The sequence below is a fragment of the Mycobacterium sp. 050272 genome (assembly GCF_039023525.1).
Classification (GTDB): domain Bacteria; phylum Actinomycetota; class Actinomycetes; order Mycobacteriales; family Mycobacteriaceae; genus Mycobacterium.
On sequence record NZ_JBCHKV010000002.1, the window covers coordinates 531,706 to 554,335 of the forward strand.

Below are 22,630 nucleotides of genomic sequence, written 5' to 3' on the forward strand. Positions count from 1 at the left end.
TGGTCCGCTCACTCAAGCCTCGATACGCATGATGTCGAGCATCTGGCCAACGAACAGCGGCGGATAGGCCCCCACCCCCGCCCCGGACAGCCACTGGGCGGCGGCGTCCGGGTGCTCGATCCACTCGCGCGCGCTCTGCTCGTCGGCGAACTCCTGTAGGATCAGCACCTCGTGGTCATCGTCGAAAGCCTGAAATACCCAGGTCTTTCGGATGCCGGCCGCAGCGAACCTGCCCAGCGCCGAGCCGACTTCGGCGGTCAGCATCGCCACATCGTCGACCGACGCAATGGCGGCGACCACGACGCCGGGCGCCGACGGATTCGACTGCGGCGTCGGGATAAACCTATCGATGATCTCACCGGCGAAAACGGCTGGAATGTCCTCGATACCGGCCTCATCGAACCAGTCGAAGAAGACGCGTGAGCGAAGCAGCTCCACGATCGGCTCGCGGCTGTGCACCCCGATCATGACCAGCACGCGACCGTAGTCGTGCGTTGAGGTGTAGACGAGTACGTGGTGTGCGCCGATTTCGGAGAGAGCCGCCTTATTGCGCTCTATGAAGGGCGACACCCGCGTCGGATCGGGGATCCGGTAGTCCGACGCGATCACCATCGAGTGGATATCGCCGTCGGTCAACGAAGTTGGTCCTTCATCACTTTGCCGGTTGCATTGAGTGGGAGCGAATCAACGAACTGTACCGCGCGTGGGACTTTGAAGCCCGCCATGCGGTCGCGACACCAACCGATCAATTGCTCGGCGTCCACCTCCCCGTTCGGGACAACGAACGCCTTACCCACCTGCCCGAGTCGCTCGTCGGGCACGCCGATGACGGCGGCCTGAGCGACCGCCGGGTGATTGAGCAGGAAGCCCTCGATCTCGGCCGGGTAGGCGTTGAAGCCACCGACGATGAACATGTCTTTCTTGCGGCCGACGATGCGCAGCCGACCGGCCGGATCGAGGTTGCCGAGATCGCCGGTGTGCAGCCAGCCGTCTTCGTCGATCGTCTGCGCGGTGGCCGCGGGATCGTCGAGGTAGCCCTGCATGACGCCGTAGCCGCGAACCAGTACCTCGCCGTCGTCGGCGATGCGCACCTCGACGTCGGCGCAGGGCACACCGGCGGTGGTGGCGACGTCCTCGAAGGAATCGCCCGGCAGCGACAGGGTGACATTGCCGGCCTCGGTCAGTCCGTAACCGGTCATCAGCGTTTCAAACGGCAGTTCGTCGTGGATGCGACGAACCAGCTCGACCGGGATGTCCGCGGCGCCCGTCACGCCGGCCCGCAACGTCGACAGTTTGGACTTGTCCTGCACCGTCAGCAGCGAGTGATACAACGTCGGCGGCCCGGGGAGCATCGTGATGTGTTCGCGCGCAATGAGATCCACCACGGTATCGACATCGAATACGGCGACTGGAAGCATCGTGGCGCCGCGCAGGAAGGACGTGACGAGTCCCGCCTTGAGACCGAACGTGTGGAAGTACGGATTGATCTGCAGGTAGCGGTCGCCCTCGCGCAGATCGGCCAGTGTCGCCCACTCCTCATACATGCGCAGCGTCTGACGATGGTTCATCATCGCGCCCTTCGGACGGCCGGTTGTGCCCGAGGTGAAGATGATGTCCGAGATGTCGCTGCCGCTCACCGCCCGCTCGAACGGCGAACCGCTGGAAAGGAAGTCGGACTTCACATCGATGACCGGCGTCCCCGCCGGTGCGGTGTAGTCCTGGCCCAGGAACCCCTTCTGCACCAGGACTGCTTTGACTTTACTGCGGGCGATGATGTCACCCGCCTCGTCGGCCTTGAATCGCGTGTTGACCGGTACCAGCACCCCGCCCGCGGTGAGCAACCCGAACGCGGCGATGATCCACTCGGCCGAGTTGGGCGCCCAGACGGCGACGCGGTCACCCTTGTCAACACCGAGCTCGGCGAATGCTCCTGCTGCACAACGGATTCGGCTGACGATTTCGGTGAAGGTGAAGCGCAGCGGACCGTCGACGACTGCTTCCGCATCGCCGAAGCGGTCCGCCGCACTCAAGACCATCTCGGGGATGGTCTGCCACTCAGGCCCGATTGGCCGACTCTCCCCCGCAAGCGGGCGGTGCCCCCACCTCATCGCGCTTCGCGCTCTGCATCGTCGCCGACCGGCTGCCAGACGTCACACCGTGACGAGCCGACCGAGGTTGCCGCCCATGATCTTCGCCTGATCCTCCGGCTTCAGGTGCGACAGCGCCTCGATGTAATAGGTCGGCTCCGCCAGGCCTTCCGGGTGCGGCCAGTCCGAACCGTAGAGGACCTGGTCCACACCGACGAGTTTGACCAGATCGTCGATGCCGTCCTCGAAGAACGGGCTGACGTGAATCCGGCTCTTGACCATCTCGACCGGGTCGCTCGGGAACGCCTCCGGGGCCTTGCGGAAGACCTCCGCCAGGCCGTCCAGCAGCGGGGTCATCCACTTCGAGCCGGCCTCGACGATCGCGACCTTCAGCTTGGGGTGGCGGTAGAGTGCGCCGTGAATCACCCACGAGCCCACCGAATCCTGGATCGGCCGCCACTCGTTGAGGATGCCCATCGCGTTGGTCTGGAATGGCAGCATCTCCTGGTCGGCGCCGTCCCACTCCGAGGTGTACCGGGAGTAGCCGCTGTCCGAAGAGTGCATGCCCACCAGCACGTCGTGCTCGACGACCCGCTCCCAGAACGGGTCGAACTCGGGTACCGCGAATGACCGCGGACCACGGAAGCCCGGGACCGGCGCCGGGCGAACCAGGATGGCGCGGGCGCCACGCTTGACCGCCCACTCCAGCTCCTCGATCGCCTTCTCGACGATCGGCAGAGTGATGACGGGGGTGGTGAAGATGCGGTTCTGGTAGTTGAAGCCCCAGACCTCGTCCAGCCACTCGTTGAGCGCGTGGACCAGAACGTGAATAGCGAGCGGGTCGTCGCGCAGCCGCTCCTCCAGCAGGCTGGCCAGGGTCGGGAACATCAGCGTCTTGTCCAGGCCCAGTTCGTTCATCGTCTCCAGACGTGGGCCGGGTTCGAAGAACGCCGGGATCGCGCGCATCGGCTCGCCGAACAGCTCACGCTTGCTCTTGCCCTCCGGGTTGCCGTACTTGAAGTACTCCTCCCAGGCGCCCGGCCGGGCGACGACCTCGAAGGTCGGGTTGGGAATGTAGTTGCTGATCTGGCCGCGGATGGCGATCTTGGTGCGACCGTTGATCTGCACGTACTGGACGTAGTCCTTGTACTCCTTGGGCAGGAACTTGGTCAGCGCCTCCGGCGGCTCGTAGAGATGGTTATCCGCGTCAAAGATCGGAAACGGAACGTCCACCTTGTGGGACAACTGGCCCATGAGATCCTCCTTCGCGATTTGTGAGAATACTATTCTCTAATGGGTCCGCACCGCAAACGTGCACCCCGGTGGTGATCGCCACTCGCGGCGTTAGCAGGTCACAATGATCTTGAAAGTCGCCGACGCTGCTTCGTTCGGCTTGTCGGCCTTGAAACCATTGGCGGTGCCGGTGATCGTGAACTTGTCCCCGGACATGCTCATGTCGGCACGGGGGCCGTCGCCCCGGGCATACATCCCGGTGAACCCGCCCAGATTTTGGATGCGCACCGACTCGGCAGACGGCGGTTGGGCTCCCTCGTCGATGATGATCTTGGCTCCGGCGAACTTGCCGCCGATGTCGATCGTCCGGGTCCATTGCACTTGACCGCACTGCACGACGTGAAAATTCGCGTCATCACCGTTGACGGTCACCGAGGCCGAGCTGGAGATTTGCGTCGCCGGTCGCGACGTGCACGCCCCGAGGCCAGCCACAGCGAGCACCGCGGCGGCCGCCACGACGATTCTGTCCTGCACGGACCACCTCTATCCTCGATGTACAAACCCCTTCGGCCTGCAGCGATGATGTTATTCTCGCCGCACGAGAATGCCAATATCGACGCCTCTTCCGAGGAGCAACTAACGCATGCTGGACTTGGAGCTCGACAACGGGCTTGCGGTGCTCACCATCGACCGCCCTCACGCACGCAACGCGATCGCGCTCGACACCATGGACCAGCTGGAGAAGGCGCTCGATGCCGCGGCCGGTGCTCGGACGCTGGTGATCAGGGGCGCCGGCGATAAGGCTTTCGTGTCCGGCGGTGATCTCAAGGAGCTCAGCGCGCTGCGCACCATTGCGGAAGCCACCGCGATGGCAAAGCGGATGCGCTCCATCTGCGACCAGCTGGCGAGCTTCCCGGCACCGGTGATCGCCGCACTCAACGGGCATGCCTTCGGTGGTGGCGCCGAAGTAGCCGTCGCCGCCGATATCCGGGTTGCCGCAAGCGATGTCAAGATCGCGTTCAATCAGGTGACACTGGAAATCATGCCGGCGTGGGGCGGTGCCGAGCGACTGGCCGCCCTCGTCGGAAAGAGCAGAGCCCTGCTTCTCGCGGGCAGCGGAAAGACGGTCGACGCCGCCGAGGCCGAGCGCATCGGGCTGGTGGACGCGGTGTTGCCGCGCGCCTCGTTCGAGGACGGCTGGCGTGCGATTGCCGCCTCCCTGGCCAACCAGCCGGCCACCGAGATAAAACGGGTAATCAGCGGTGTTTCGCCTGATGAGGCGATAGCATCTTTTGCACGTTTGTGGGTTGCCGACGCGCACTGGCAGGCCGCAGAGCGGGTAGTGAACCGAAACGCCAAGCCGCGACCGGCCGCCGGAGGAACGACATGAATACCAGCGTGAACAGACTACTGAGCATCGGATCGGCGATGACCATGGCAGTTTTGTTGGTGGTCGGTCTGTCCGCGAACGCGCCACGCGCCCATGCCGACCCGGCCGCCGGCCCGGTCATGCATCACGTCAAGTACGCCGTCACCGCCGAGAATCCGATCTACACCGACATCTATTACCTGGACCACCAGCCGGACAGATTCTCCGATTACAGTCACAACCCTTACTCGTTCACGCCGCACGTCGATGTCGACCTCGGCCCGGGCAAGCCGCCGTGGACCTACGACCTGGACATGACCAACCCCGACGCTTACGCGATGGTGGTGGCGAGCACGGGCACGGAGCCCGGCACGCCGGGGCTTCACTGTGTTCTGGCGGTGGATGGCGTTGTCGTCGTATCCAAGGACGGCCTCAAGGGCGTGCTCTGCTCGCTGCGCAATTGGTGAACCACCCAGGCCTCAGGTATTCCCGGAATCGGCTGCGGCTCGCCTTCGAGCCGACGCAGGTGACTTTCGACTAATTCGACGGTTTCGGCGTGACCGGCGGAAATGCCCACCGCGTTTTCGAGCACCAGGAATCTGGACAAGCTGGACATCAGCACGGCAACCACCACCGGCGGCATCTCATCCACGCCGTACTTCTGCAGCGCAGTGGTCAGCGCTTGCCGTTGCTCTTCGCGGAAACGTTCTGCGTAGTAGGCGATTTCGGCCCGCATCTCCTTGCGGTGATTGGCCAGCGCCATGAATTCCATCGAAATGCGGGTGAACGCGGGGTCGGTGCCGAATCGCCACACCGCCCACAGCGGCTGCGGTGACTGCATCAACTTTGCGTGCGCCTCGAGCGCTTCTTCACCGCGGCGCCGGAAGACCTCGAGGAATAACTCCTCCATGGTGCGGAAGTAATAGTGCACCAACTGCGGTTTCAGCCCGGCTTTGTTCGCGAGGCGCCGCGAGGTGACGGCGGCGTAGCCCTCTTCGATCATCAATTGCTCGGCCGCGTCGAGCAGCAGGCCGCGGTTCTTGGCGTCCGGCGCCCCGATCCTGCGGGCCTCCCTGGGGGCCGTGCTCATGCCGCTGCTCCGTCCTGTACACGCTCACCTGCCGACCAGGGGAATCGTAGCGCGGCGCGGCGTTGTGTCCTTGACCACGAGATTACTGCCGTGCTAAGCAGGTGCTCAGCAGAATCCGAAAGCGGGGGCGGTGCTGCATGCCGCCGAACCACCGGTAGACCCAGCCCAGAAAGACGCAATCTATGAGCAACTACGAGTCGATCGACTTTTTCACCGATCAGTCTCTGGTCCCGGATCCGCACCCCTACTTCGACTACCTGCGCAACGAAAACCCGGTGCTGCGGTTGCCGCACCATGGGGTCATCGCGGTCACCGGTTACGCGGAAGCCACCGAGATTTACAAAGACCCGGAGACGTTCTCCAACATCGTCGCCCTCGGCGGACCGTTCCCCCCGCTGCCCTTCACCCCCGAGGGTGGCGACATCAGGCCCCTGATCGACGAGCACCGCAGCTATTTTCCGATGTACGAGCACATGGTCACGATGGACCCACCTGACCACACCAAGGCTCGCTCGGTGCTGGCCAAGCTGTTGACGCCGAGCCGGCTGAAGCAGAACGAGGAGTTCATGTGGCGCCTCGCCGATCGTCAGCTCGACGAGTTCCTGCACAACGGCGAATGCGAATTCATCGCCGAATACTCAAAGCCGTTCGCCACGTTGGTGATCGCCGATCTGCTCGGCGTGCCGGAGGACGACCACAAAGAGTTCCGCGCCGTGCTCGGCGCCGACCGGCCCGAGGCGCGGGTGGGCGCCCTGGACCACGAGTCGGTGGGCATCAACCCGCTGGAGTGGCTCGACGAGAAGTTCTGCGACTACATCGAGGACCGGCGGCGCGAACCGCGCGGCGACGTGTTGACCTTCCTCGCGGAAGCGAAGTACCCGGACGGATCCACCCCGCCGGTAATCGAGGTGGTCCGTTCGGCCACCTTCCTTTTCGCCGCCGGCCAGGAGACCACCGCCAAGCTCCTCAGTGCCGCCCTGCAAGCCCTGGGCGACCGGCCCGACATCCAGCAACAGATTCGTGCAGACCGCAGTCTGATCCCCGCGTTCATCGAGGAATCGTTGCGCATGGAAAGCCCGGTCAAGAGCGACTCTCGACTTGCCGTGCGCGACAGCAACATCGGAGGCGTCGACATCCCGGCCGGCACCGTGGTGATGATCCTGCCGGGCGCGGCCAATCGCGATCCGCGCCGGTTCGAGAACCCGCACGAGTTCGACTTGCGCCGCAAGAACGTTCGCGAGCACATGGCGTTCGCCCGCGGTGTGCACTCCTGCCCGGGTGGGCCGCTCGCCCGCGTGGAGGGCAGGGTCTCGATCGAACGCATCCTGGACCGGATGCCGCACATCGAGATCGACGAAGCCCATCACGGGCCGGCCGCCGAACGCCGTTACAGCTACGAGCCGACGTACATCCTGCGGGGCTTGAGTGAACTGCACCTGTCGTTCACGACCGCAGACGCGGTCGCACCCGTGGCCTGACGCCCTTTTCGCGCGTACTACGCGAGCCGCATTCCGACGAAATAGCAGCCGAGCATCGCGACGGCCATCAGCACTATCCAGGCGTCGGTCAGTCGGCACAGCAGCACGGGTGCGCTTCGCACCTCCATGAACTCACGAAAGATGATGCGCACCTTGATGAGTGCGATCACGATGACGCTCGCTGTCACCACCGCGCTGGACTTCAGCGAACCGGCCTGCCCCGCTGCCGAGCGGTCTATCCACAGGTAGCCGAGCGTGAGCAACGCCAGGATCACCCACGCGATCAGTAACCGCTTGTTGAATTTCACGCTCACCTCACCACGTACAGCAGCGCGAAGATGAGCACCCATAGGAAATCGACCGTGTGCCAGTAGGTTGCGCAGGTCTCGATGAGTTCCTGGGACTCCTGCGGTCTTGTTGGAGCACTTCGGAGTTGGTAAACGATGATACCCAGGACGACGAAGCCGATCAGCAGATGGACGAAGTGAATCCCGGTGAGGAAGAAGTAGTAGGTGAAGAAGTCGTTGCTGTCCAACCCGTTTCCGCTATTGACCAGCCTGGCCCATTCACACACCTTGAAGAAGAGGAACACCGCGGCGAATGCGGCCGTGATGAAGACATCTCGCAGCGCCGCCCGGTACTCACCGGCGCGCGATGACTGCACACACCGCGCGACCGACCACGAACTCAGCAGCAAGACGAGGGTGTTGAACACTCCGATGCGCAGGTCCAGGTGCGCCTGTGCCTGTATGAAAAGCTCGGCGTTGCGGGCGCGGGAGAACAGGTAGAAGCCGAAATACCCTGTGAAAACCAAGGTCTCGAACAACACGAAGGCCCACATGTCGGGCTGACCGGGCACGAACCGGGCCCGTTGGTCCTGGTCGGTGAGGTCTGTCTCGAAATCGGTCACCGCACAACAGCCTTTTGGCGCGGGAAGTCCGGCAACTGCCGGGTGCCGAAGTCCTCGCGCCGGATCATCCGGTACAGCATGACGACGAAGGTGACCTGGTAGATGCCGAACACGACCATGTCGAGCCACCAGGCGATCTCGCCGTCCCAGGCCAACACACCCCGGCGGAATATCCAGCAGGGGGCGACGACAACCTCGGTCAGCGCGTTGCACAGGTTGAGATAGCCGAACCACTTGGGGAACACCCGATTACGGTCGAGCAGGATCGCGACCATCCAGATCAGTGAGCCGATCAGGAAGACTCCCATCGTTCCGTCGAACGACAAGAAGGCGAAGTCGTAGAGCCAACCGATCAATTCCGGGTTGCGCTCTGGTCGCAACGTCCCGACGAGCAGCGCGGTGTTGAGCAGGATCATGCCGGGAACCGCGCTGAGCGAGTAGATGATCAGATACGAGTAACCGAACGCGCGACTGACCGACATGCGCCGCATTGAATATGCAATCAGGGCATTGTTTGTCGCGATCGCGCCGCTGATCGCGAAGATGATGCCGAACCCAACGGGTATACCGAGATGGCGCTCGGAGAACCAGTGGACCTGCGTCGCGAGGTCCCAGGTGGGTTCGGGTGGCGGCTGAACCTGCGCGATGATGAAGAACACCGGGAAGAACAGGTTGTAGAAGACGACAAGCACCCACCACGCCAACCAGAGTTCACGCTTGGGGTTGTGTCGCAGGTGCCAGGCGATCCGGTGATGCCGCGGGCCGGAAGGGGGCGTGGCCGGTGAGGTCGGCGGTGTGATCACCGCACTCATGCGTTGACCAGTTCGTCTGGGCGCCCCCGGTTCTCGGCACGCTCGCGATAGATGGCCTGCCCCAACGCAACTCCCATCACGACGATCCAGGCCGCGATGGCAACGTTTTTCACCCAGAACGATAAGAAGCCGTCCCACGCCAGCGGACCGGACAGTGACACTCCGACAAAGGCGGCGGGCACCAGCGCGGCGGCAACCAGAAGGTTGAAGTGGGCTACCCAGCGGGGGAATACAGGTTTCGGCTGGGCGTCGAAATAGATTGCCACAGCCAGTATCACACTCTGGCCGATCAGGAACGGGACCAAGATGGTGAAGGTCATCCAGCCGAAATCGTTGAGCAGCTGAGTCAGCTCCGGGCTGCGCTCGGGACGAAATGCGGCCAGCAGCCAGCAGACGTTCGCGACCAGAAACAACGTCGGACCACCGGCCACGCAGCCCAGCATCGCGTAGGAGAAGATCGGCGTCCGATGTGCCATTCGGCGAATCTGCAACACGATCAAGGCCAGAATCGGGACGAGGCACACGCCGAACCAGTTGAACACGATCATGCTGTACCGGATCTGCGGGATGTGCGCCGGATCCCGGTAGAACGCGGCAACTTGTTCGGCCGGCATCGAGGGTGACATCGGCGGATTGAAGCCCGGAAACAGCAGGAAACCGGCGATCCACAGCAGCACCGTGACGGGCAATGTCCACAGCAGAATGACCTCACCGTCAGTCGGCCGCAGCGCCGCTCGCCGACCTGCCGCATCGCCCCCGCCGATGTCTGTCATCGCCTGACTCCCTTCGGCACGACATCGCCGTGCCACACTCGGCTGATACCGAAGCTAGCCGTTCGGCTAGCCTGTGGTCAATAGCCGGTCGTCTAGGCTCGTCCCGTGGGAACAGCAGGGCAGCCGGTCAGCGACGAAACGCTGAGAGTTGTTCAGTACAGCCCTGCCCGGACGCGGGTACTCGATGCGGCGCTCGACCTGTTCGCGCAGCACGGCGTCAGCGGTACGTCGCTGCAGATGATCGCCGATGCCGTCGGGATCACCAAAGCTGCTGTGTATCACCAATTTCGGACCAAGGATCAGATCGTGATCGCGGTGACCGAGCGCGAGCTCGGACGGCTGCTTCCCGCACTGGAGGCCGCCGAGGCGCACGGCAATGGACCGCAAGCGCGGGATGCGCTGCTGGAGAGCGTCGTTGAAATGGCGGTCCGCGACCGCCGACTGGTGCGCACGCTGCAGTTCGATCCCGTTGTGGTGCGGCTGTTGGCCGAACACAAGCCGTTTCAACGCTTTATGGACCGGTTGTATGCCGGACTGCTGAGCGATGCCGGCCTGGACGGTCGGATCGAGGCGGCCATGTTCTCCGGCGCGATCAGCACCGCGGTCATGCATCCGCTGCTGGCCGACATCGACGATGACACATTGCTCGAGCGGCTTACCGACATGATCAGGCGGCTGCTCGGGCTACATCGAGAAACCGCCGAGTAAGGCTACGTGTCGGCGCGGATCCAGCTCATAATGCCGTCGTGGGCAAAGCAGATCAGGAATAGGCCATCGGGCGCCTGTGCCACGTAGTTCTGGTAGTTCTGGCAGTTGGCGCCTTCCTCCTTGACTCCCGCCATCGGAGGTGACCGGAACCATCGCGGCTGATATCTCCTCGGCGAACCGCAGAACATCAGCCGGCCGGGCTGCGAGGCGAAGGAGACGTAACCATCCGCGACACCGAAGGCGTAATAGGTGGTGTTGTCACACGGCGCCCCGAGGACCTGATGCGGCATGATGCCCGGCGTGCAGTCGGGGTAGTCACAGACGGTGGGCCCGGCGAAGGACGGCGGCGCCGCCAGCACACCAGCGCCGAGCAACGCGGCAAATACGGCCACGATTAATCGCACCCAATTACTTTGCCACAGCTGAAAAGAAAATTCTCCTGGTTGGAGAAGATCGCCTGCGCGAAAACCGCCGACCATGCCGGCACCTCGAACGCTGCGGTGCGCCATTCCCTGACGCGCGTGCATTTCCGCATGTAAGAGCCATGACCGGAGCTGCCCGATGAAGGCCAAGCGCGCAGGCCGAAGTGATAAGCTGCCTCTCCGTGCACGATCCGGACGGCCCCGACGCCGACGATTGTGGTGACCCGGCGGATATGACCAATCCCGATGAACCACAGTCGCGCTCGGCGGTCGGCTCTGCGGTCCCGGCGGCCGCATCGGAAACGGACACCGAAGACGAAGTTGCCGAGGCTGAAGCGCGCGCCGAGGCAGCCAGGGCCCGCCTCACACGGCTGCGGCAGGCAGCAGAAAGCGATGCCCGGTCCCCAGATGCCAAGCGGCGCCGCGCAAAGTCGCCGCGCCGTCCGGCACGCAAAGCAATAGCAATGGGCGTCGGCATCCTGATCGCCTGCGCATCTGCCGGTGCGAGCGGTTACATGCTGTGGCAGCACCGCACCGTGGCGTACAATCGCCAGCTCGCCGCGGAGTTTGCCGGTGCCGCCCGGCAAGGCATCACGGCGCTGATGTCGATTGACCCCGATCATGCCAAGGCGGACGTCCAGCGGATGATCGATGCCACGACGGGCGACCTCAACGGTCAACTGTCGGCGATCTCGGTCCTGATGGTCAAAAAGGCCCAGGACTCAAAGATCGGCAGCAAGGTCACCATCGAAGCTGTCGCCGTCGAGTCGTTGAGCGACAATTCGGGAGTCGTACTCGTGGCGGCGAAAACCGATGCCACGGGGCCGGATAACGAAAAGCCGCCACCGGCCTTGTTTCGGCTGAGCGTCACCCTGAACCGTGACCACGGTCAGCTCAAGATGTCGAAAATTGACTACCTCTCATGACTGTCGAGCATGGTTCGTCGCCGAGCAGCACCGAAACAGCAACTGACGACACGGAGATTGCGCCCGCCGGCCAAACGGCTCCCAGGCGCCGGCTGGCAACGATCGGCCGTGGGTTGATGGCGAGGTGGCGTTGGATAATCGGGACAACGCTGGTCATTGCCACCGTGGGAGTGGCGGCCGGTGTGTACCTCGTTGTGCACCGGCCGGATCAGCGGGTCGACGATGCGGCGGCACACCGCGCAATCCAGGCGGCGTCAGATGGCGCGGTGGCAGTCTTGACATATTCCTATGACCATTTGGATCGGGATTTCTCCACGGCGAAATCACATCTCACCGGCGAGTTTTTGGCCTACTACAGCAAATTCACCGGCGATATCGTCGGGCCGACGGCCAAAGAGGGGCACCTGACGACATCGGCCAAGGTAGTTCGGGCCGCGATTTCGGAATTGCATCCCGATTCGGCGGTCGTGCTGATTTTCGTCGACCAGACCACGGCCAGCATGCAAAAGAAAGATCCCGCACAGAACAAAACCGCTGTCGTGGTCACGCTGACAAAGGTCAACGGTTCCTGGCTGATCGCGAAATTCGAGCCGGTCGGGTGAGTGCGATCCTAACCGTTACCTGGCCGGCCGAAACGGTGTAACGTCAACGCTCGAGAATTATGCGCTTCTAGGAGCACCTGATGCGTTCTGCTAACACACTCACCACCGCAACGCTGGTGGCCACCACCATATTTGGCGGCTTGGGCACTGCCGCCACGGCCCAGGCGACAACGAAGGAAGAAGTGGCCATCAATGGGACGTATCACGTTACGTCCATCGGCGATTGGGCCCAGCGAAACGATCAATACTTCGGCGAGCCGACGGTCTACCAAACATGGACGATCAGCTCGACTTGCGACACATTCCAGGAATGCCACGGGACGGTGCGCAGCGACCAGGGATGGACCGCACCCCTCTATCTCAATGATGGGCAGGTGTGGAAGGCGAGACGCGAAGTGCCGAATTGGGAGCGGTGCGAAGACGGTACCGCGTTCCCCGGACAGCAGACCTTCTCTTTCTTCCCGGTAAACGAGAACGGCGGATTTCAAATCGGATCGCGGACCTTGTCCGGCAAGGACAAGACGGTCGGGCCAAGCGGTGCCTGCGGGCAGAACCAGTGGCTCGATATCATGATGCCGTTACGCCTGGATCAAGTCTCCTGACCGGGCGCTCGTAGCCCCACCGCCACCCAGCCCGGTCCACCTCTGCCGGCCTCAGGTGGGAAGCATGTCCTTCCACGTCTTGGGCGCTTTCGCGGGCGCGAGATCCGACTGCTCGTACAACTTCCCGTCCGGACCGACGTAACGACCAGTGCGCGGGTCGTACTTTGCCACCACGATCGACGGCGCGGGCTTAGATCCCTTGCCTCCGAACGCACTTGGCGCGGCCTGGGGCTGCCCACCGTCGGCCTGATCCGGTGGCGCGGGGGCCGCGGGTGGTGCCGGTGGTGGCGGCGGCGTTGCCGGAAGCTCACCCGGTGCCGGAACATCGAGTGGCGCGAAGGTCGGGAGGTCCGCCGACATCGGCGAGATGGGTCTGAGCGCCGGCCCCGACGACGGCACCGGAGGTACAGCCGCTCCTACCGTGCCCGATGGTGGATTTTCTCCCCGCGGGCCCGCGGGTGTACCGCGCGGCACCGCTCCCGGCGGCAACGGCGTTCCCTGCACCGGGGCGAAGATCCTGCTGTCGCCGGTGATCCGGTCGTCGGGCGGCACACCCTGGGAGAGCAGATTCGGATCCAACGGATAGGGGCCGAGAGTGTGCTGGCGCATCGCCAGCGGCATGAAAGGCTTGTCGCTGTTGCAGATTTCGACGGTCGGCGCGCGCTTACCCGGGTGCCCCATGCAGGGATAGTTGCGCGCGCCGCGGACCGCCATCGGTGAATCCTGCGGAAGCTTGCAATACAACCCGTCCGGGGTGTCGATGTCGCTGAGGTCGTCCGGCGATCGCCAGGTGTTGGGCGGCATGAAACCGACCGTGCAAATCGGCGGGTCGTCGATCGTTAGGGCGAAGTCGCCCACGGCCTTACCGTCGGGATGGTTTTCGCCGGTAGCGGCCTGCTCGATAGCAACCGCCGACGGCAGCAACACCAGTAGCTGCTCGATCGAAGGGTGGTAGGTGACGCCGATCTGCCCGATGGTGGTCAGGTTGGCCAGCAGCACCGGCAGCGTCGGTTTGATTTGGTCGAGGAGCGCGGACGCTTCGTTAGCAGCGTCGGGACCGTTTCGCAGGATGGTGCGGAAGTGGGAATCGTTGTTCGCCAACACATCCGAGATTCCTGCGATGCTACGTGCCCATGTCCTGATCGAATCGGTGGTCTGTGCCTGCGTATCCAGCAGCGGCCCAGTGTCTTCGGTGAGGGCCTTGGTGCGATCGACGACGCTGTTGGAGTCACGGGACAGTGTCTCTGACGAATCGATCAGTGAGCCCAGGTCGTAACCGGAACCGTTGAAGCCCTGGAAGGTCTCGTCGAGCAACTGTCCGAGTTTGGTCTTCGGGATGCTGCCGACCAAGGCATTGAGCTGCTCGAGCATCGGCCCGACCGCCTGCGGAATCGTCGTGTCGCGCGCGGCGATAACCGAGCCGTCGTGCAGGTACGGCCCCGAATCAGTTTTGGGCCGTAGGTCCACATACTGCTCACCCACCGCGGAGACGCTGAGCACCTCCGCCGTCAGGTCCGCGGGGACCTTGGGTGAAGTGTTAAGCGACAGCGTCGCTTTCGCGCCGGTTGGCGTCAGGCCCACCGAGGTGACCTTGCCCATCTGGACCCCGCGGTAGGTCACGTTCGAAAACTGGTAGAGGCCGCCGGTAGCCGGCAGCTCCAGCGTCACCGTCATCCGGCCGATGCCCAGCAGGGTCGGTGCTTGGATGTAGAACAGGACCATCGCGATCACGCCGAGGGTCCCGACGATCGTGAAGATCCACAGCTGGAGCCGAACGAAGCGCGTCAGCATCTATCCGCCACCTCCCGTCGGTGCCGGGCCGGGCAGCGGCGGCGTTTGGCCAAGACTCGCATCGGGCGTTTGTGCCGGCGGCGGTCCGGGCAGGGGACCCCATCCCGGCGGCGGCGCGGGCAGCGGCAGCGCATTGGGATCGACCCACGGCGGCCGCACGGGGTCGTGCAACGGATCGAGGGTGTAATTCATGCGATAGGGGTCCCCGGGCTCCGGTGGCACCGGCATGTCCAGCTGGCCCCAGTGGGTCCCCAGCAGCAACCCCTTCTTGAGCCGTGGAATCGACAGGTCAAGGTCGACGTGCAGGTTGAAGTAGTCGCCGCGGACCGCGCGGTCGACGAAGTTCTGCGTGAACGGGAACACGAAACCCGCCGCGATCGCCATGCCGAACTCGGGTCCGACGTCGGCGAGCGCTTTGATGGCCGGTTCCAGGTTTTTGAGGTTCTTGACCAGATCGTCTTGTGCGTCGTTGACCAACCGGGAGGCCGTGTTGCTGAACACCCGCAAGTGATCTAATGCCTCAGTCAGCCGCGGGCGCTCCTTGATCAACACATCAAGGGCGGGCGGAATCTTGTGCAGCGCCTCGGTCAACACGTCCCGCTGCGCGGCGAAGGTGCCCGACAGCCGGTTCAGTGCCTGAATCGACTCAACAATGTTGTCGCGCTGCTCATCCAGCGTCCCCACAAAGGTGTCCAGCCGTGTCAGCAGATCACGTGCCGCACCCTCGTGCCCGGACAGCGCGGCCGAGAAGTTGTGAATAACCTCCCCGATCTGCCCCAGCCCGCCGCCGTTGACCACCGCGCCCAGCGACGACAACGTCTGCTCGGTCGACGGATACGCCGTCGACCGGCTCAACGGAATCGTCGCGCCCGGCTGCAGCCGACCCGTTCCCTGCTGGCCCAGCGGCGTATTGAGCTCCACATGCATCGAACCCAGCAGACTGGTCTGCCCCACGGTGGCCACCACATTGGCCGGGACCACCACATCGCGCTTGACCGAGATCTCGACGTCGGCATGCCAACCCTGCACCCGCATCTCACCGACACTGCCCACGACCACGTCGTCGACCATCACCGGCGAATTCGACTCCATCGTGCCAACATTCGGCAACTCGACGTGATAAACGTTGGCCCCCGGCCCACGCCCGACCGCACCGGGCAACGGCAACGAATTCAGGCCATGGAAGGCACATCCCGACACCGACAACGCCACACAACAACCGACGACAAGCACCCGTCGCACCGCAATCCGCGCGATCATTGTTGTGGCCCTTCGGCTGGCAGCAGCATGTCCGACAGATTCGACGCCGGTGGTGGCGGCGGCGGCATTGGTGTCGACGGTGGCGGCGGCAGGGGCATCGCCGCACCCGGTATCCGCTCCGGTGGCACCGCTCCCGGCGGCCCCACCGGATCACCCGGCAGGCCGGTGTAGGCCGACACCGCGGGCGGGATCTCGGGCTGTCCGGGTTTCGGGCCCTCGCCGCCGGGCGCCAGGCGCGGTTCGGTGTAGAGAATCTTGGACGGGTCCATGGACTTCTGCAGAATGAAGTTGATGGGCAGTGGCGAATTGTTGAAGTTGAGCAGTCGCAATCCCGGACCGAGGAACAGGGCGCACAGCTTGCCCGATTCGACCGCGGTGACGTTCTCGATGGCACCAATCTGGTCGCAGCCCGGGGCCGACAGCAGAACCTGACCGCCCCACGTGGGATTCGCGAAGTTCATCAATCCGAATCCGCCAACAATGGTTCCGGTGTCGGCGTTGTAGTCGTTGAAGAAGTTGCCGAGCGAATTCGGCGCGCCGTGCAAAATGTTCTCCAGGGCCATGTGGTGATCAACCAAGTTCTGTGTGACGTCGGCCAGCCTGGCGATCTGCTCGCTGGTCTGGTTGCGAGTCCCGGCGATGAATCGCTGGACCTCGCCGACCGCGGTCGACAGATCTGTCAGCGCCGCATCCAGATCGGACTTGCTGTCGTTGACCACGCTGGTCAGCGTGGCCAGGCGATCGTTGAACTGCACGATCTGAATGTTGCTGTCCCGCAGCGCCCCGACGAAGGTCTGCAGGTTCTTGATGATGTCGACGATGTTGCCGCTGCCGTTGGCGAGGATCCGGGCGACCCCTGACAACTGACCGAGCGTCTGCCGCAGCTTGTCGCCGTTACCGTCGAGAGCGTTGGCGGCACTGTCGATGAACCGGCCCACCGACGTGCCCGATACCCCACTCTTGGGTCCCAAATCCGTTGCCAGCCGCATCAACTGGGTTTTGACCTCGTCCCACTCGACCGGGACAGCGGTCCGGTCGACCGGTATCACCGCACCATCGGACATGACCGGCCCGCGATCGCGGTAGGCCGGTGTGAGCTGGACGTAGCGGGAGGCCACCAGGTTTGGGGCGACGATGACCGCCTTCGCATCGGCCGGAATGGACACGCCGCGATCGACCTTCAAGGTCATCTTGGCCTGAGTGCCCTGCGGCGTAATGGATTCGATGTTACCGACTTTGACACCGGATACCCGCACCTCGTCGTGGGGGTAGATCGCGGTGGCGGTGGTGAAATAGGCGGTAATCGTCTTCTGCCCGAAGAACATACTGCGGACGAGCACGGCAGCGCCGGCAACGATCAGCACGACCAGGGCGACCGCCGCGATGGTCGCCAGCCTTCTGCGCGGAATGGTCATTGCGATCCACCGACCCGCCCGCCCAAGGTGCAGCCGGGGCACATCGGAATTGCGTTGTACGGGAAGGGAACCAGCGACCGAGGCACCGGCGAAGGGAAGCCGGGACCCTTTGAAGTATCGAAGGTGCGGAAGCCCCAGAGATAGTCGAAGAACGGTTGGAAGATTTGCGGCGCAAGGAAGTTCGGTACGAAGGCCGAGTATGCGTACATGCTGGAGATGCCCTCACCGACCGTGATCTGGAATTTGGCCAGCCCCGGCAGCGCTTTTCCGATGTTGTCGCGGTTTTTCTCCAGTACCCCGAGCACCCTGTTCAGCCTCTCGAGCGTCGGTGCCAAGGTGGCTTCGTTGTCGTGCACCAACGCCGTCAGCTGCTTGGCGACCACCGACGTGTTGGCCAGCAAGTCCACGATCTCCTGTCGGCGCGCCACCAGCACTTGCAGCAACGAGTCGGAGTTGAGGATGAGCTTGTTGACCTGCTGGCTACGTTCGGAAAGAACGTTGGTGACATCGGCGGCACTCTTGAACAGCTCGCTCAAGTTCTTGTTGCGACTGTTCAGGGTGCGCGATAGCCGGGTGAGTGCGTCGAAGGCCGGCCCCATCTGGGGTGCGAGCTGGTCGAGTGTCGCCGACAGCGTGTCCAGCGACTGATTGAGCGCGGTGGTGTTGGTTCCCGCGGTGTCCGAAGTCAAGTCACTCACCGCTTCGGTCAACGAATACGGCGAGGACGTGCGCGAGACGGGAATGACGGTCAGCGGGTGCATCGTGCCGCTGCCGGCGGACTCCAATGTCAGCATCCGCTCGCCCAGCAGCGAGCCGGTGCGGATATGCGCGGTGGTCTCCGACCCGAGCAGGACGTCGCCCTTCGTCGTGAACGTCACCAGAGCATCGCCGTGCTGCAGCGACACATCCGACACCGTGCCGACTTTCATCCCCGACACGATGACGGGGTTGCCCACCGCAATCCCGCCGGCTTCCGAAAATAGCGCCTGGTAGCGGACCATCGTCGCCCATGAAATGAACCGGTCGGGCGACAGGCCCACCAGGATCACCAGCACCGCTAACACGACGCCGATGAATCCGGCCTTTACCCGGCCACCTCCGCGATACTTAAGCATTAGGGTTCCGTGCACCTTCCCGCTTCAGATCTAAAGACGTTGGCGTGCACCGTTTTGCCCTGAAGATCCGTCCCGCGCAGTTCTAACTGGCACAGGTAGTACGGGATCGTGGCGCCGGCCACGCCGAGTCGGACCAGCTTGCGGTAGTTGTTCGGCGCCTTCTGGATCGCGGCGTCGAGGCGGTCCTTGTCGCCATCGAGTATCGGAGCCAGCCGATTCAACTCCGCGATGGTGCCCGACAGCGGCGGCCGCGCGCTGGACAGCAGACTGGCCAGTGAGGCGGTTCCCCTGTCCAGGGCGTCAACGGCGGTCCCGATGGTGTTGCGGTCATCCGAGAGCCCACTGATCAGCTGTTCGAGGCGATCGACCGCGCCGGAGAACTGTTTTCCGTCCTTGGAGACCGTACCGACCACGATGTTGAGGTTGTCGATCAGCTGCTGCACAGTTTGATCGTTGTCCGCCAAGGCGTTTGAGAACGATGTCGTCTTGGCGAACAGCGACTCGAGGGTCCCGCCTTGGCCCTGGAAGACCTGCAACAGTGCCGAGGTCAGCGCGTTGACGTCGCGCGCATTCAGGCCTTGGGTAACGGGTTTCAGTCCGCCCAGCAGCAGATCGAGGTCAAGCGCCGGCTGGGTGCGGTTGACGGGAATCTGGCCGCCGGCGGCCAGCAGCTTGGGCGAGCCGGGACCGTCGATGAGCTCGAGGTAGCGATCGCCCACCAGGTTGAGGTAGCGGACCGCCGCCCTGGTGCCCTCGGTGAGGACGATGTTGCGGTCGGCGTCGAACTTCACCACAACTTTCTTATCCGGTTGCAGCGAAACGCTATTGACCGTGCCTACCCGGATCCCGGCAACCCGCACCGACTGCCCCGGCTTGAGACGCGAGACGTCGGTGAACACCGCTGAATACCCGTTCGTCGAACCGGTCCGGTACTGACCGAAGATGAAGAACAGGAAAGCGGTCAGGATTGACATCACGACCGCGAAGATCCCGAACCGGATCAGCGTGGGGCGCATTCTCATCCGGGTTGTCCGATCTGAGCCGGGTTGCGGGGTGGACCGGCGATCGGCCCGTACAACAGCTGTTTGAGCAGGTCGGAGTTGAGCAGCGTCTGCTGGTTTCCGTACCCGACGGGGTTGGCACCGGTATCGGCGATCAACTGCGGCGGGTTCGTATTGAACGGCAGCTTCGGCAGACCCACGCACTGCGGGCCGCCCGTCGCGGCAACCTTGGGCAGGTTCGTCGGATACCGATAACGTTCGGCGCCCAACGTAAGGCTGGCCGAGATGTTGATGCTCGGCTCCGACAACGGTGCACCATGTCCAATCTGGATGAGCCCGCCGAAGGAGCACGTGAGTGCCGGGCCGTACTCGTTGAGCAGATCTGTGGTCGGTACCAGCAGGTGCATCACATCCGTCAGCGGCTGCCGGTTGGCCGACAACACGTCGTTTCCGATGTCGGCCAAGCCGATCGCGCTGATCAGCAACGCATCCAGGTTGTGCTGCTCCTCGACAATCGTCTTGCTGATCCGGTTCGTGTTGGACACGGTCCGCACCAGGTCCGGTGCGGCGTCGGCATACGCGTTGGACACCGCCGGTAAGACCGCGAAGTCGTGACGGAATGCGGGAAGGCTCGGCTCCAGCCTTGCCAGAAATGAATCCAAGTCGCTCAGGGCCTGGCCGAGCTTTGCGCCGCGGCCACTGAACGCTTGGGCCAGTGCGCCCAGTGATTCGTTGAGCTTCGGCGGGTCGATCTGGGACAGCACCGACACCAATTGCTGGAACACCGTGTTGATTTCGACCATGACGTGCTGGCCCTGCAGCGTCTGGCCGCTGTGTAGCCGCTGCGTGGAGGGTTGAGCAGGTTCCACCAACAGGACAGACTTGGCGCCGAACACGGTTGACGACGCGATGTCGACCAGCACATTGCTGGGAATGAAGTGCAACTGCGACGGATCCATCGCCAAGTGAATAGCTGCCTGGCCGTTGGGCAGCGATTCGATCGAGGCGACCTTGCCCACCTGCACGCCGCGCATCTTGACCTTGGCGTCCGGGTTCATAACCAGGCCGGCGCGCTGCGAAATCACGGTCACCGGTACGGATTCCGTGAAGGAGCCCCGGAACAGACCCACTGCGAAGGCAAAAATGACGGCGACGACGACCACGGTGGCCAGGCCCGCGAGCGGGCGCGCGTAGGACTGGGCACCGAAGTGACGCCCAGGAGACGCCGCGACAGGAGACGCGCTACTGGCCGCTTCAGACCGGTCTATGGGGCCGGGTCCGAATGTGTCTGTCAACGTCTACCTCCTAACCGGACAGGTTGAAATTGCCATTCGCACCGTAAATAGACAGTGAGACCAACAGCGTTACGGATACCACGACGATGAGCGAGGTGCGTACCGCGTTACCGGTCGCGTTGCCGACACCGGCCGGGCCCCCGGAAGCGAAATAGCCGTAGTAGGTGTGGATCAGCAGGATGGTGAGCGCCATCAAGATGGCCTGCAGGAACGACCACAACAGGTCGATCGGGTTCAGGAACGTGTTGAAGTAGTGCTGGTACAGACCCTGCGACTGTCCGAGCAAGAACGTCGTGGTGAACTGGCTGGCTACGAACGACAGGATCACGGCGACGCTGTACAGCGGCGTGATCGCCATCATTCCCGCCATGATCCGGGTGCTCACCAGATAGGCGATCGGCCGAATGGCCATGGCTTCCAACGCATCGATTTCTTCGTTGATCCGCATGGCACCCAGCTGCGCGGTCACCCCGGCACCGAAGGTGGCCGCGAGACCGATGCCGGCGACCACCGGTGCCGCGATGCGCACATTGATAAATGCGGACAGAAAGCCGGTCAGTGCCTCGATGCCGATATTGCCGAGCGACGTGTACCCCTGAATGGCCAGCGTGCCGCCCGCCGCCAGCGTCAGGAAGCCAACGATCACGACGGTCCCGCCGATCATCGCCAAAGTGCCCGCGCCCATGCTGATCTCGGCAATCAGTCGGATGACTTCGCGCCGGTAGTGGGTGGCCGCGAACGGCACCCCGGCGAGCGCCTTCCCGTAAAACAGGGTGTGGTCGCCGACCCGGCTCAGCGAGGCGACCGGCTTCTCGAATTGGCGGGCCAATCGCGGATATGCAGCCCTCAGTGCCATCGGCGGGCCCCTACTTCGCCGTCATCTTGATGCCGATCGCGGTGACAACCACGTTGACGACGAACAGGGACATGAAGGCATAGACCACCGTTTCGTTCACCGCGTTGCCAACGGCCTTCGCGCCACCGCCGGTGATCGACAGACCCCGATAGCAGGCGACCAGGCCGGCGATGAGGCCGAAAAGGGCTGCCTTGACGCATGAGATGACCACCTCGGGCACGCCGGTGAGCAACGTGATACCCGCGGCGAAAGCGCCGGGATTGACGTCTTGGACGAATACCGAAAACACATAGCCGCCAAGGACGCCGATGATGACAACGAGGCTGTTGAGCAGAAACGCCACCAGCCCCGACGCCAGCATGCGCGGGGTGACCAAGCGCTGAATCGGGTTGATGCCCAGCACTTCCATCGCGTCGATTTCTTCGCGGATTGTTCGCGACCCCAGGTCCGCACACATTGCCGTGGCACCCGCGCCCGCCACGATCAACACCGTGACCAACGGACCGAGCTGAGTGACAGCGCCGAACGCCGCACCCGCACCGGAGAGATCCGCCGCTCCCAGTTCACGCAACAGGATGTTGAGCGTGAAGCTGACGAGGACGGTAAACGGGATCGCGACCAGCAAGGTCGGTGCCAGCGACACCCGCGCGACAAACCACGACTGCTCCAAGAACTCCCGCCACTGGAAGGGCCGGCGGAACGCGAACTTCACCGCGTCGGCCGACATCGCGAACAACGCGCCGACCGCCTGCATGGGACCCGATAAGTCCCACTTGAGTTTCAGCGCAGGCAATCCCGTTGACCAGTGGTCAGCGCCCTTGGTCGCCATCCGCGTCAGTCCCTTCCCACGCTACGAGACCGACAGTCTTGTTGTTGCGCAACGAC

At 63.6% G+C, this 22,630-nt stretch carries 25 protein-coding genes; 7 read left to right on the forward strand and 18 right to left on the reverse strand.

Annotated elements, in window-relative coordinates:
* Window positions 1-12: 12 nt before the first annotated feature.
* The 4 genes from AAHS21_RS07280 to AAHS21_RS07295 all read right to left on the reverse strand — a co-directional run bounded on the left by AAHS21_RS07280 (window position 13) and on the right by AAHS21_RS07295 (window position 3,854).
* On the reverse strand, window positions 13-636 hold the full coding sequence (locus AAHS21_RS07280; RefSeq protein WP_342926997.1) for a fatty-acid--CoA ligase: 624 nt from the start codon (window positions 634-636) through the stop codon (window positions 13-15).
* Window positions 633-2,036: a FadD3 family acyl-CoA ligase gene (locus AAHS21_RS07285; RefSeq protein ID WP_342926998.1), complete on the reverse strand. Its 1,404-nt coding sequence runs from the start codon at window positions 2,034-2,036 to the stop codon at window positions 633-635. Before AAHS21_RS07285 ends, AAHS21_RS07280 begins: the two co-directional genes overlap by 4 nt.
* A gap of 114 nt (window positions 2,037-2,150) precedes the next feature.
* Window positions 2,151-3,341, reverse strand: coding sequence for an amidohydrolase family protein (locus AAHS21_RS07290; RefSeq protein WP_096290031.1), 1,191 nt, complete (start codon window positions 3,339-3,341; stop codon window positions 2,151-2,153).
* A gap of 90 nt (window positions 3,342-3,431) precedes the next feature.
* A complete protein-coding gene (locus tag AAHS21_RS07295; RefSeq protein ID WP_342926999.1) occupies window positions 3,432-3,854 on the reverse strand; it encodes a lipoprotein LpqH in 423 nt (140 codons plus the stop codon).
* A 109-nt stretch (window positions 3,855-3,963) separates the two neighbouring features.
* Between AAHS21_RS07295 and AAHS21_RS07300 the strand changes: the two genes are divergently transcribed.
* Together AAHS21_RS07300 and AAHS21_RS07305 are read left to right on the forward strand one after the other, a co-directional pair.
* On the forward strand, window positions 3,964-4,710 hold the full coding sequence (locus tag AAHS21_RS07300; RefSeq protein WP_342927000.1) for an enoyl-CoA hydratase/isomerase family protein: 747 nt from the start codon (window positions 3,964-3,966) through the stop codon (window positions 4,708-4,710).
* Window positions 4,711-4,778: 68 nt separating this feature from the next.
* The gene (locus AAHS21_RS07305) at window positions 4,779-5,156 is read left to right on the forward strand and encodes a hypothetical protein (protein WP_342927112.1); all 378 of its coding nucleotides are present in this window, start codon (window positions 4,779-4,781) and stop codon (window positions 5,154-5,156) included.
* On the opposite strand, the gene AAHS21_RS07310 is transcribed toward AAHS21_RS07305, so the two are convergent.
* Window positions 5,072-5,779: a helix-turn-helix domain-containing protein gene (locus AAHS21_RS07310; protein ID WP_342927001.1), complete on the reverse strand. Its 708-nt coding sequence runs from the start codon at window positions 5,777-5,779 to the stop codon at window positions 5,072-5,074. The two genes, AAHS21_RS07305 and AAHS21_RS07310, sit on opposite strands and share 85 nt — an antisense overlap.
* Window positions 5,780-5,961: 182 nt before the next feature.
* On the opposite strand from AAHS21_RS07310, the gene AAHS21_RS07315 reads away from it, so the two are divergent.
* Window positions 5,962-7,257: a cytochrome P450 gene (locus AAHS21_RS07315; protein WP_342927002.1), complete on the forward strand. Its 1,296-nt coding sequence runs from the start codon at window positions 5,962-5,964 to the stop codon at window positions 7,255-7,257.
* A gap of 17 nt (window positions 7,258-7,274) precedes the next feature.
* Here the strand turns inward: AAHS21_RS07315 and AAHS21_RS07320 are convergent, their stop codons facing one another.
* The 4 genes from AAHS21_RS07320 to AAHS21_RS07335 all read right to left on the reverse strand — a co-directional run bounded on the left by AAHS21_RS07320 (window position 7,275) and on the right by AAHS21_RS07335 (window position 9,752).
* Complete coding sequence (locus AAHS21_RS07320; RefSeq protein WP_342927003.1) at window positions 7,275-7,571, reverse strand: cytochrome C oxidase subunit IV family protein; 297 nt, start codon at window positions 7,569-7,571, stop codon at window positions 7,275-7,277.
* Entirely contained in the window at window positions 7,568-8,098 is a 531-nt protein-coding gene (locus AAHS21_RS07325; protein WP_342927113.1) for a cytochrome c oxidase subunit 3, read from the reverse strand. The genes AAHS21_RS07320 and AAHS21_RS07325 overlap by 4 nt, the downstream gene beginning before the upstream one ends.
* 65 nt (window positions 8,099-8,163) lie before the next feature.
* Entirely contained in the window at window positions 8,164-8,979 is an 816-nt protein-coding gene (locus AAHS21_RS07330; RefSeq protein WP_342927004.1) for a hypothetical protein, read from the reverse strand.
* The gene (locus AAHS21_RS07335; RefSeq protein ID WP_342927005.1) at window positions 8,976-9,752 is read right to left on the reverse strand and encodes a hypothetical protein; all 777 of its coding nucleotides are present in this window, start codon (window positions 9,750-9,752) and stop codon (window positions 8,976-8,978) included. Before AAHS21_RS07335 ends, AAHS21_RS07330 begins: the two co-directional genes overlap by 4 nt.
* A gap of 105 nt (window positions 9,753-9,857) precedes the next feature.
* Here AAHS21_RS07335 and AAHS21_RS07340 point away from each other — a divergent pair, with 105 nt between their 5' ends.
* Complete coding sequence (locus AAHS21_RS07340) at window positions 9,858-10,460, forward strand: TetR/AcrR family transcriptional regulator (RefSeq protein WP_342927006.1); 603 nt, start codon at window positions 9,858-9,860, stop codon at window positions 10,458-10,460.
* 2 nt (window positions 10,461-10,462) lie between these two features.
* Here the strand turns inward: AAHS21_RS07340 and AAHS21_RS07345 are convergent, their stop codons facing one another.
* The gene (locus AAHS21_RS07345) at window positions 10,463-10,852 is read right to left on the reverse strand and encodes a hypothetical protein (RefSeq protein WP_342927007.1); all 390 of its coding nucleotides are present in this window, start codon (window positions 10,850-10,852) and stop codon (window positions 10,463-10,465) included.
* Between the two features lie 212 nt (window positions 10,853-11,064).
* Between AAHS21_RS07345 and AAHS21_RS07350 the strand changes: the two genes are divergently transcribed.
* From AAHS21_RS07350 to AAHS21_RS07360, 3 genes are all read left to right on the forward strand, one after another.
* Window positions 11,065-11,808, forward strand: a complete 744-nt coding sequence (locus AAHS21_RS07350; protein WP_342927008.1) for a hypothetical protein — start codon at window positions 11,065-11,067, stop codon at window positions 11,806-11,808.
* On the forward strand, window positions 11,805-12,410 hold the full coding sequence (locus AAHS21_RS07355; RefSeq protein WP_342927009.1) for a hypothetical protein: 606 nt from the start codon (window positions 11,805-11,807) through the stop codon (window positions 12,408-12,410). The genes AAHS21_RS07350 and AAHS21_RS07355 overlap by 4 nt, the downstream gene beginning before the upstream one ends.
* 80 nt (window positions 12,411-12,490) lie before the next feature.
* The gene (locus AAHS21_RS07360; RefSeq protein ID WP_342927010.1) at window positions 12,491-13,012 is read left to right on the forward strand and encodes a hypothetical protein; all 522 of its coding nucleotides are present in this window, start codon (window positions 12,491-12,493) and stop codon (window positions 13,010-13,012) included.
* A gap of 51 nt (window positions 13,013-13,063) precedes the next feature.
* On the opposite strand, the gene AAHS21_RS07365 is transcribed toward AAHS21_RS07360, so the two are convergent.
* The 8 genes from AAHS21_RS07365 to AAHS21_RS07400 all read right to left on the reverse strand — a co-directional run bounded on the left by AAHS21_RS07365 (window position 13,064) and on the right by AAHS21_RS07400 (window position 22,574).
* Window positions 13,064-14,803, reverse strand: coding sequence for an MCE family protein (locus AAHS21_RS07365; protein WP_342927011.1), 1,740 nt, complete (start codon window positions 14,801-14,803; stop codon window positions 13,064-13,066).
* Window positions 14,804-16,063 (reverse strand): MCE family protein, encoded by a 1,260-nt coding sequence (locus AAHS21_RS07370; protein WP_342927012.1) that lies wholly within the window; start codon window positions 16,061-16,063, stop codon window positions 14,804-14,806.
* Window positions 16,060-17,478 (reverse strand): MCE family protein, encoded by a 1,419-nt coding sequence (locus AAHS21_RS07375; protein ID WP_342927013.1) that lies wholly within the window; start codon window positions 17,476-17,478, stop codon window positions 16,060-16,062. Before AAHS21_RS07375 ends, AAHS21_RS07370 begins: the two co-directional genes overlap by 4 nt.
* Window positions 17,475-18,593, reverse strand: coding sequence for an MCE family protein (locus AAHS21_RS07380; protein WP_342927014.1), 1,119 nt, complete (start codon window positions 18,591-18,593; stop codon window positions 17,475-17,477). Before AAHS21_RS07380 ends, AAHS21_RS07375 begins: the two co-directional genes overlap by 4 nt.
* The gene (locus AAHS21_RS07385; protein ID WP_342927015.1) at window positions 18,593-19,615 is read right to left on the reverse strand and encodes an MCE family protein; all 1,023 of its coding nucleotides are present in this window, start codon (window positions 19,613-19,615) and stop codon (window positions 18,593-18,595) included. The genes AAHS21_RS07380 and AAHS21_RS07385 overlap by 1 nt, the downstream gene beginning before the upstream one ends.
* The gene (locus tag AAHS21_RS07390) at window positions 19,612-20,766 is read right to left on the reverse strand and encodes an MCE family protein (protein WP_342927114.1); all 1,155 of its coding nucleotides are present in this window, start codon (window positions 20,764-20,766) and stop codon (window positions 19,612-19,614) included. Before AAHS21_RS07390 ends, AAHS21_RS07385 begins: the two co-directional genes overlap by 4 nt.
* A gap of 133 nt (window positions 20,767-20,899) precedes the next feature.
* Window positions 20,900-21,745: an ABC transporter permease gene (locus AAHS21_RS07395; protein WP_342927016.1), complete on the reverse strand. Its 846-nt coding sequence runs from the start codon at window positions 21,743-21,745 to the stop codon at window positions 20,900-20,902.
* 10 nt (window positions 21,746-21,755) lie between these two features.
* Complete coding sequence (locus AAHS21_RS07400; RefSeq protein WP_342927017.1) at window positions 21,756-22,574, reverse strand: ABC transporter permease; 819 nt, start codon at window positions 22,572-22,574, stop codon at window positions 21,756-21,758.
* Between the last annotated feature and the right edge of the window lie 56 nt (window positions 22,575-22,630).

Excerpts from the sequence above, each read along its gene's own strand:
- AAHS21_RS07285 (WP_342926998.1), bottom strand. The coding sequence starts at position 2,036 with ATGGTCTTGAGTGCGGCGGACCGCTTCGGCGATGCGGAAGCAGTCGTC.
- AAHS21_RS07290 (WP_096290031.1), bottom strand. The coding sequence starts at position 3,341 with ATGGGCCAGTTGTCCCACAAGGTGGACGTTCCGTTTCCGATCTTTGAC.
- AAHS21_RS07300 (WP_342927000.1), top strand. The coding sequence starts at position 3,964 with ATGCTGGACTTGGAGCTCGACAACGGGCTTGCGGTGCTCACCATCGAC.
- AAHS21_RS07310 (WP_342927001.1), bottom strand. The coding sequence starts at position 5,779 with ATGAGCACGGCCCCCAGGGAGGCCCGCAGGATCGGGGCGCCGGACGCC.
- AAHS21_RS07315 (WP_342927002.1), top strand. The coding sequence starts at position 5,962 with ATGAGCAACTACGAGTCGATCGACTTTTTCACCGATCAGTCTCTGGTC.
- AAHS21_RS07325 (WP_342927113.1), bottom strand. The coding sequence starts at position 8,098 with ATGTGGGCCTTCGTGTTGTTCGAGACCTTGGTTTTCACAGGGTATTTC.
- AAHS21_RS07330 (WP_342927004.1), bottom strand. The coding sequence starts at position 8,979 with ATGAGTGCGGTGATCACACCGCCGACCTCACCGGCCACGCCCCCTTCC.
- AAHS21_RS07335 (WP_342927005.1), bottom strand. The coding sequence starts at position 9,752 with ATGACAGACATCGGCGGGGGCGATGCGGCAGGTCGGCGAGCGGCGCTG.
- AAHS21_RS07355 (WP_342927009.1), top strand. The coding sequence starts at position 11,805 with ATGACTGTCGAGCATGGTTCGTCGCCGAGCAGCACCGAAACAGCAACT.
- AAHS21_RS07360 (WP_342927010.1), top strand. The coding sequence starts at position 12,491 with ATGCGTTCTGCTAACACACTCACCACCGCAACGCTGGTGGCCACCACC.
- AAHS21_RS07365 (WP_342927011.1), bottom strand. The coding sequence starts at position 14,803 with ATGCTGACGCGCTTCGTTCGGCTCCAGCTGTGGATCTTCACGATCGTC.
- AAHS21_RS07370 (WP_342927012.1), bottom strand. The coding sequence starts at position 16,063 with ATGATCGCGCGGATTGCGGTGCGACGGGTGCTTGTCGTCGGTTGTTGT.
- AAHS21_RS07375 (WP_342927013.1), bottom strand. The coding sequence starts at position 17,478 with ATGACCATTCCGCGCAGAAGGCTGGCGACCATCGCGGCGGTCGCCCTG.
- AAHS21_RS07380 (WP_342927014.1), bottom strand. The coding sequence starts at position 18,593 with ATGCTTAAGTATCGCGGAGGTGGCCGGGTAAAGGCCGGATTCATCGGC.
- AAHS21_RS07385 (WP_342927015.1), bottom strand. The coding sequence starts at position 19,615 with ATGAGAATGCGCCCCACGCTGATCCGGTTCGGGATCTTCGCGGTCGTG.
- AAHS21_RS07395 (WP_342927016.1), bottom strand. The coding sequence starts at position 21,745 with ATGGCACTGAGGGCTGCATATCCGCGATTGGCCCGCCAATTCGAGAAG.
- AAHS21_RS07400 (WP_342927017.1), bottom strand. The coding sequence starts at position 22,574 with ATGGCGACCAAGGGCGCTGACCACTGGTCAACGGGATTGCCTGCGCTG.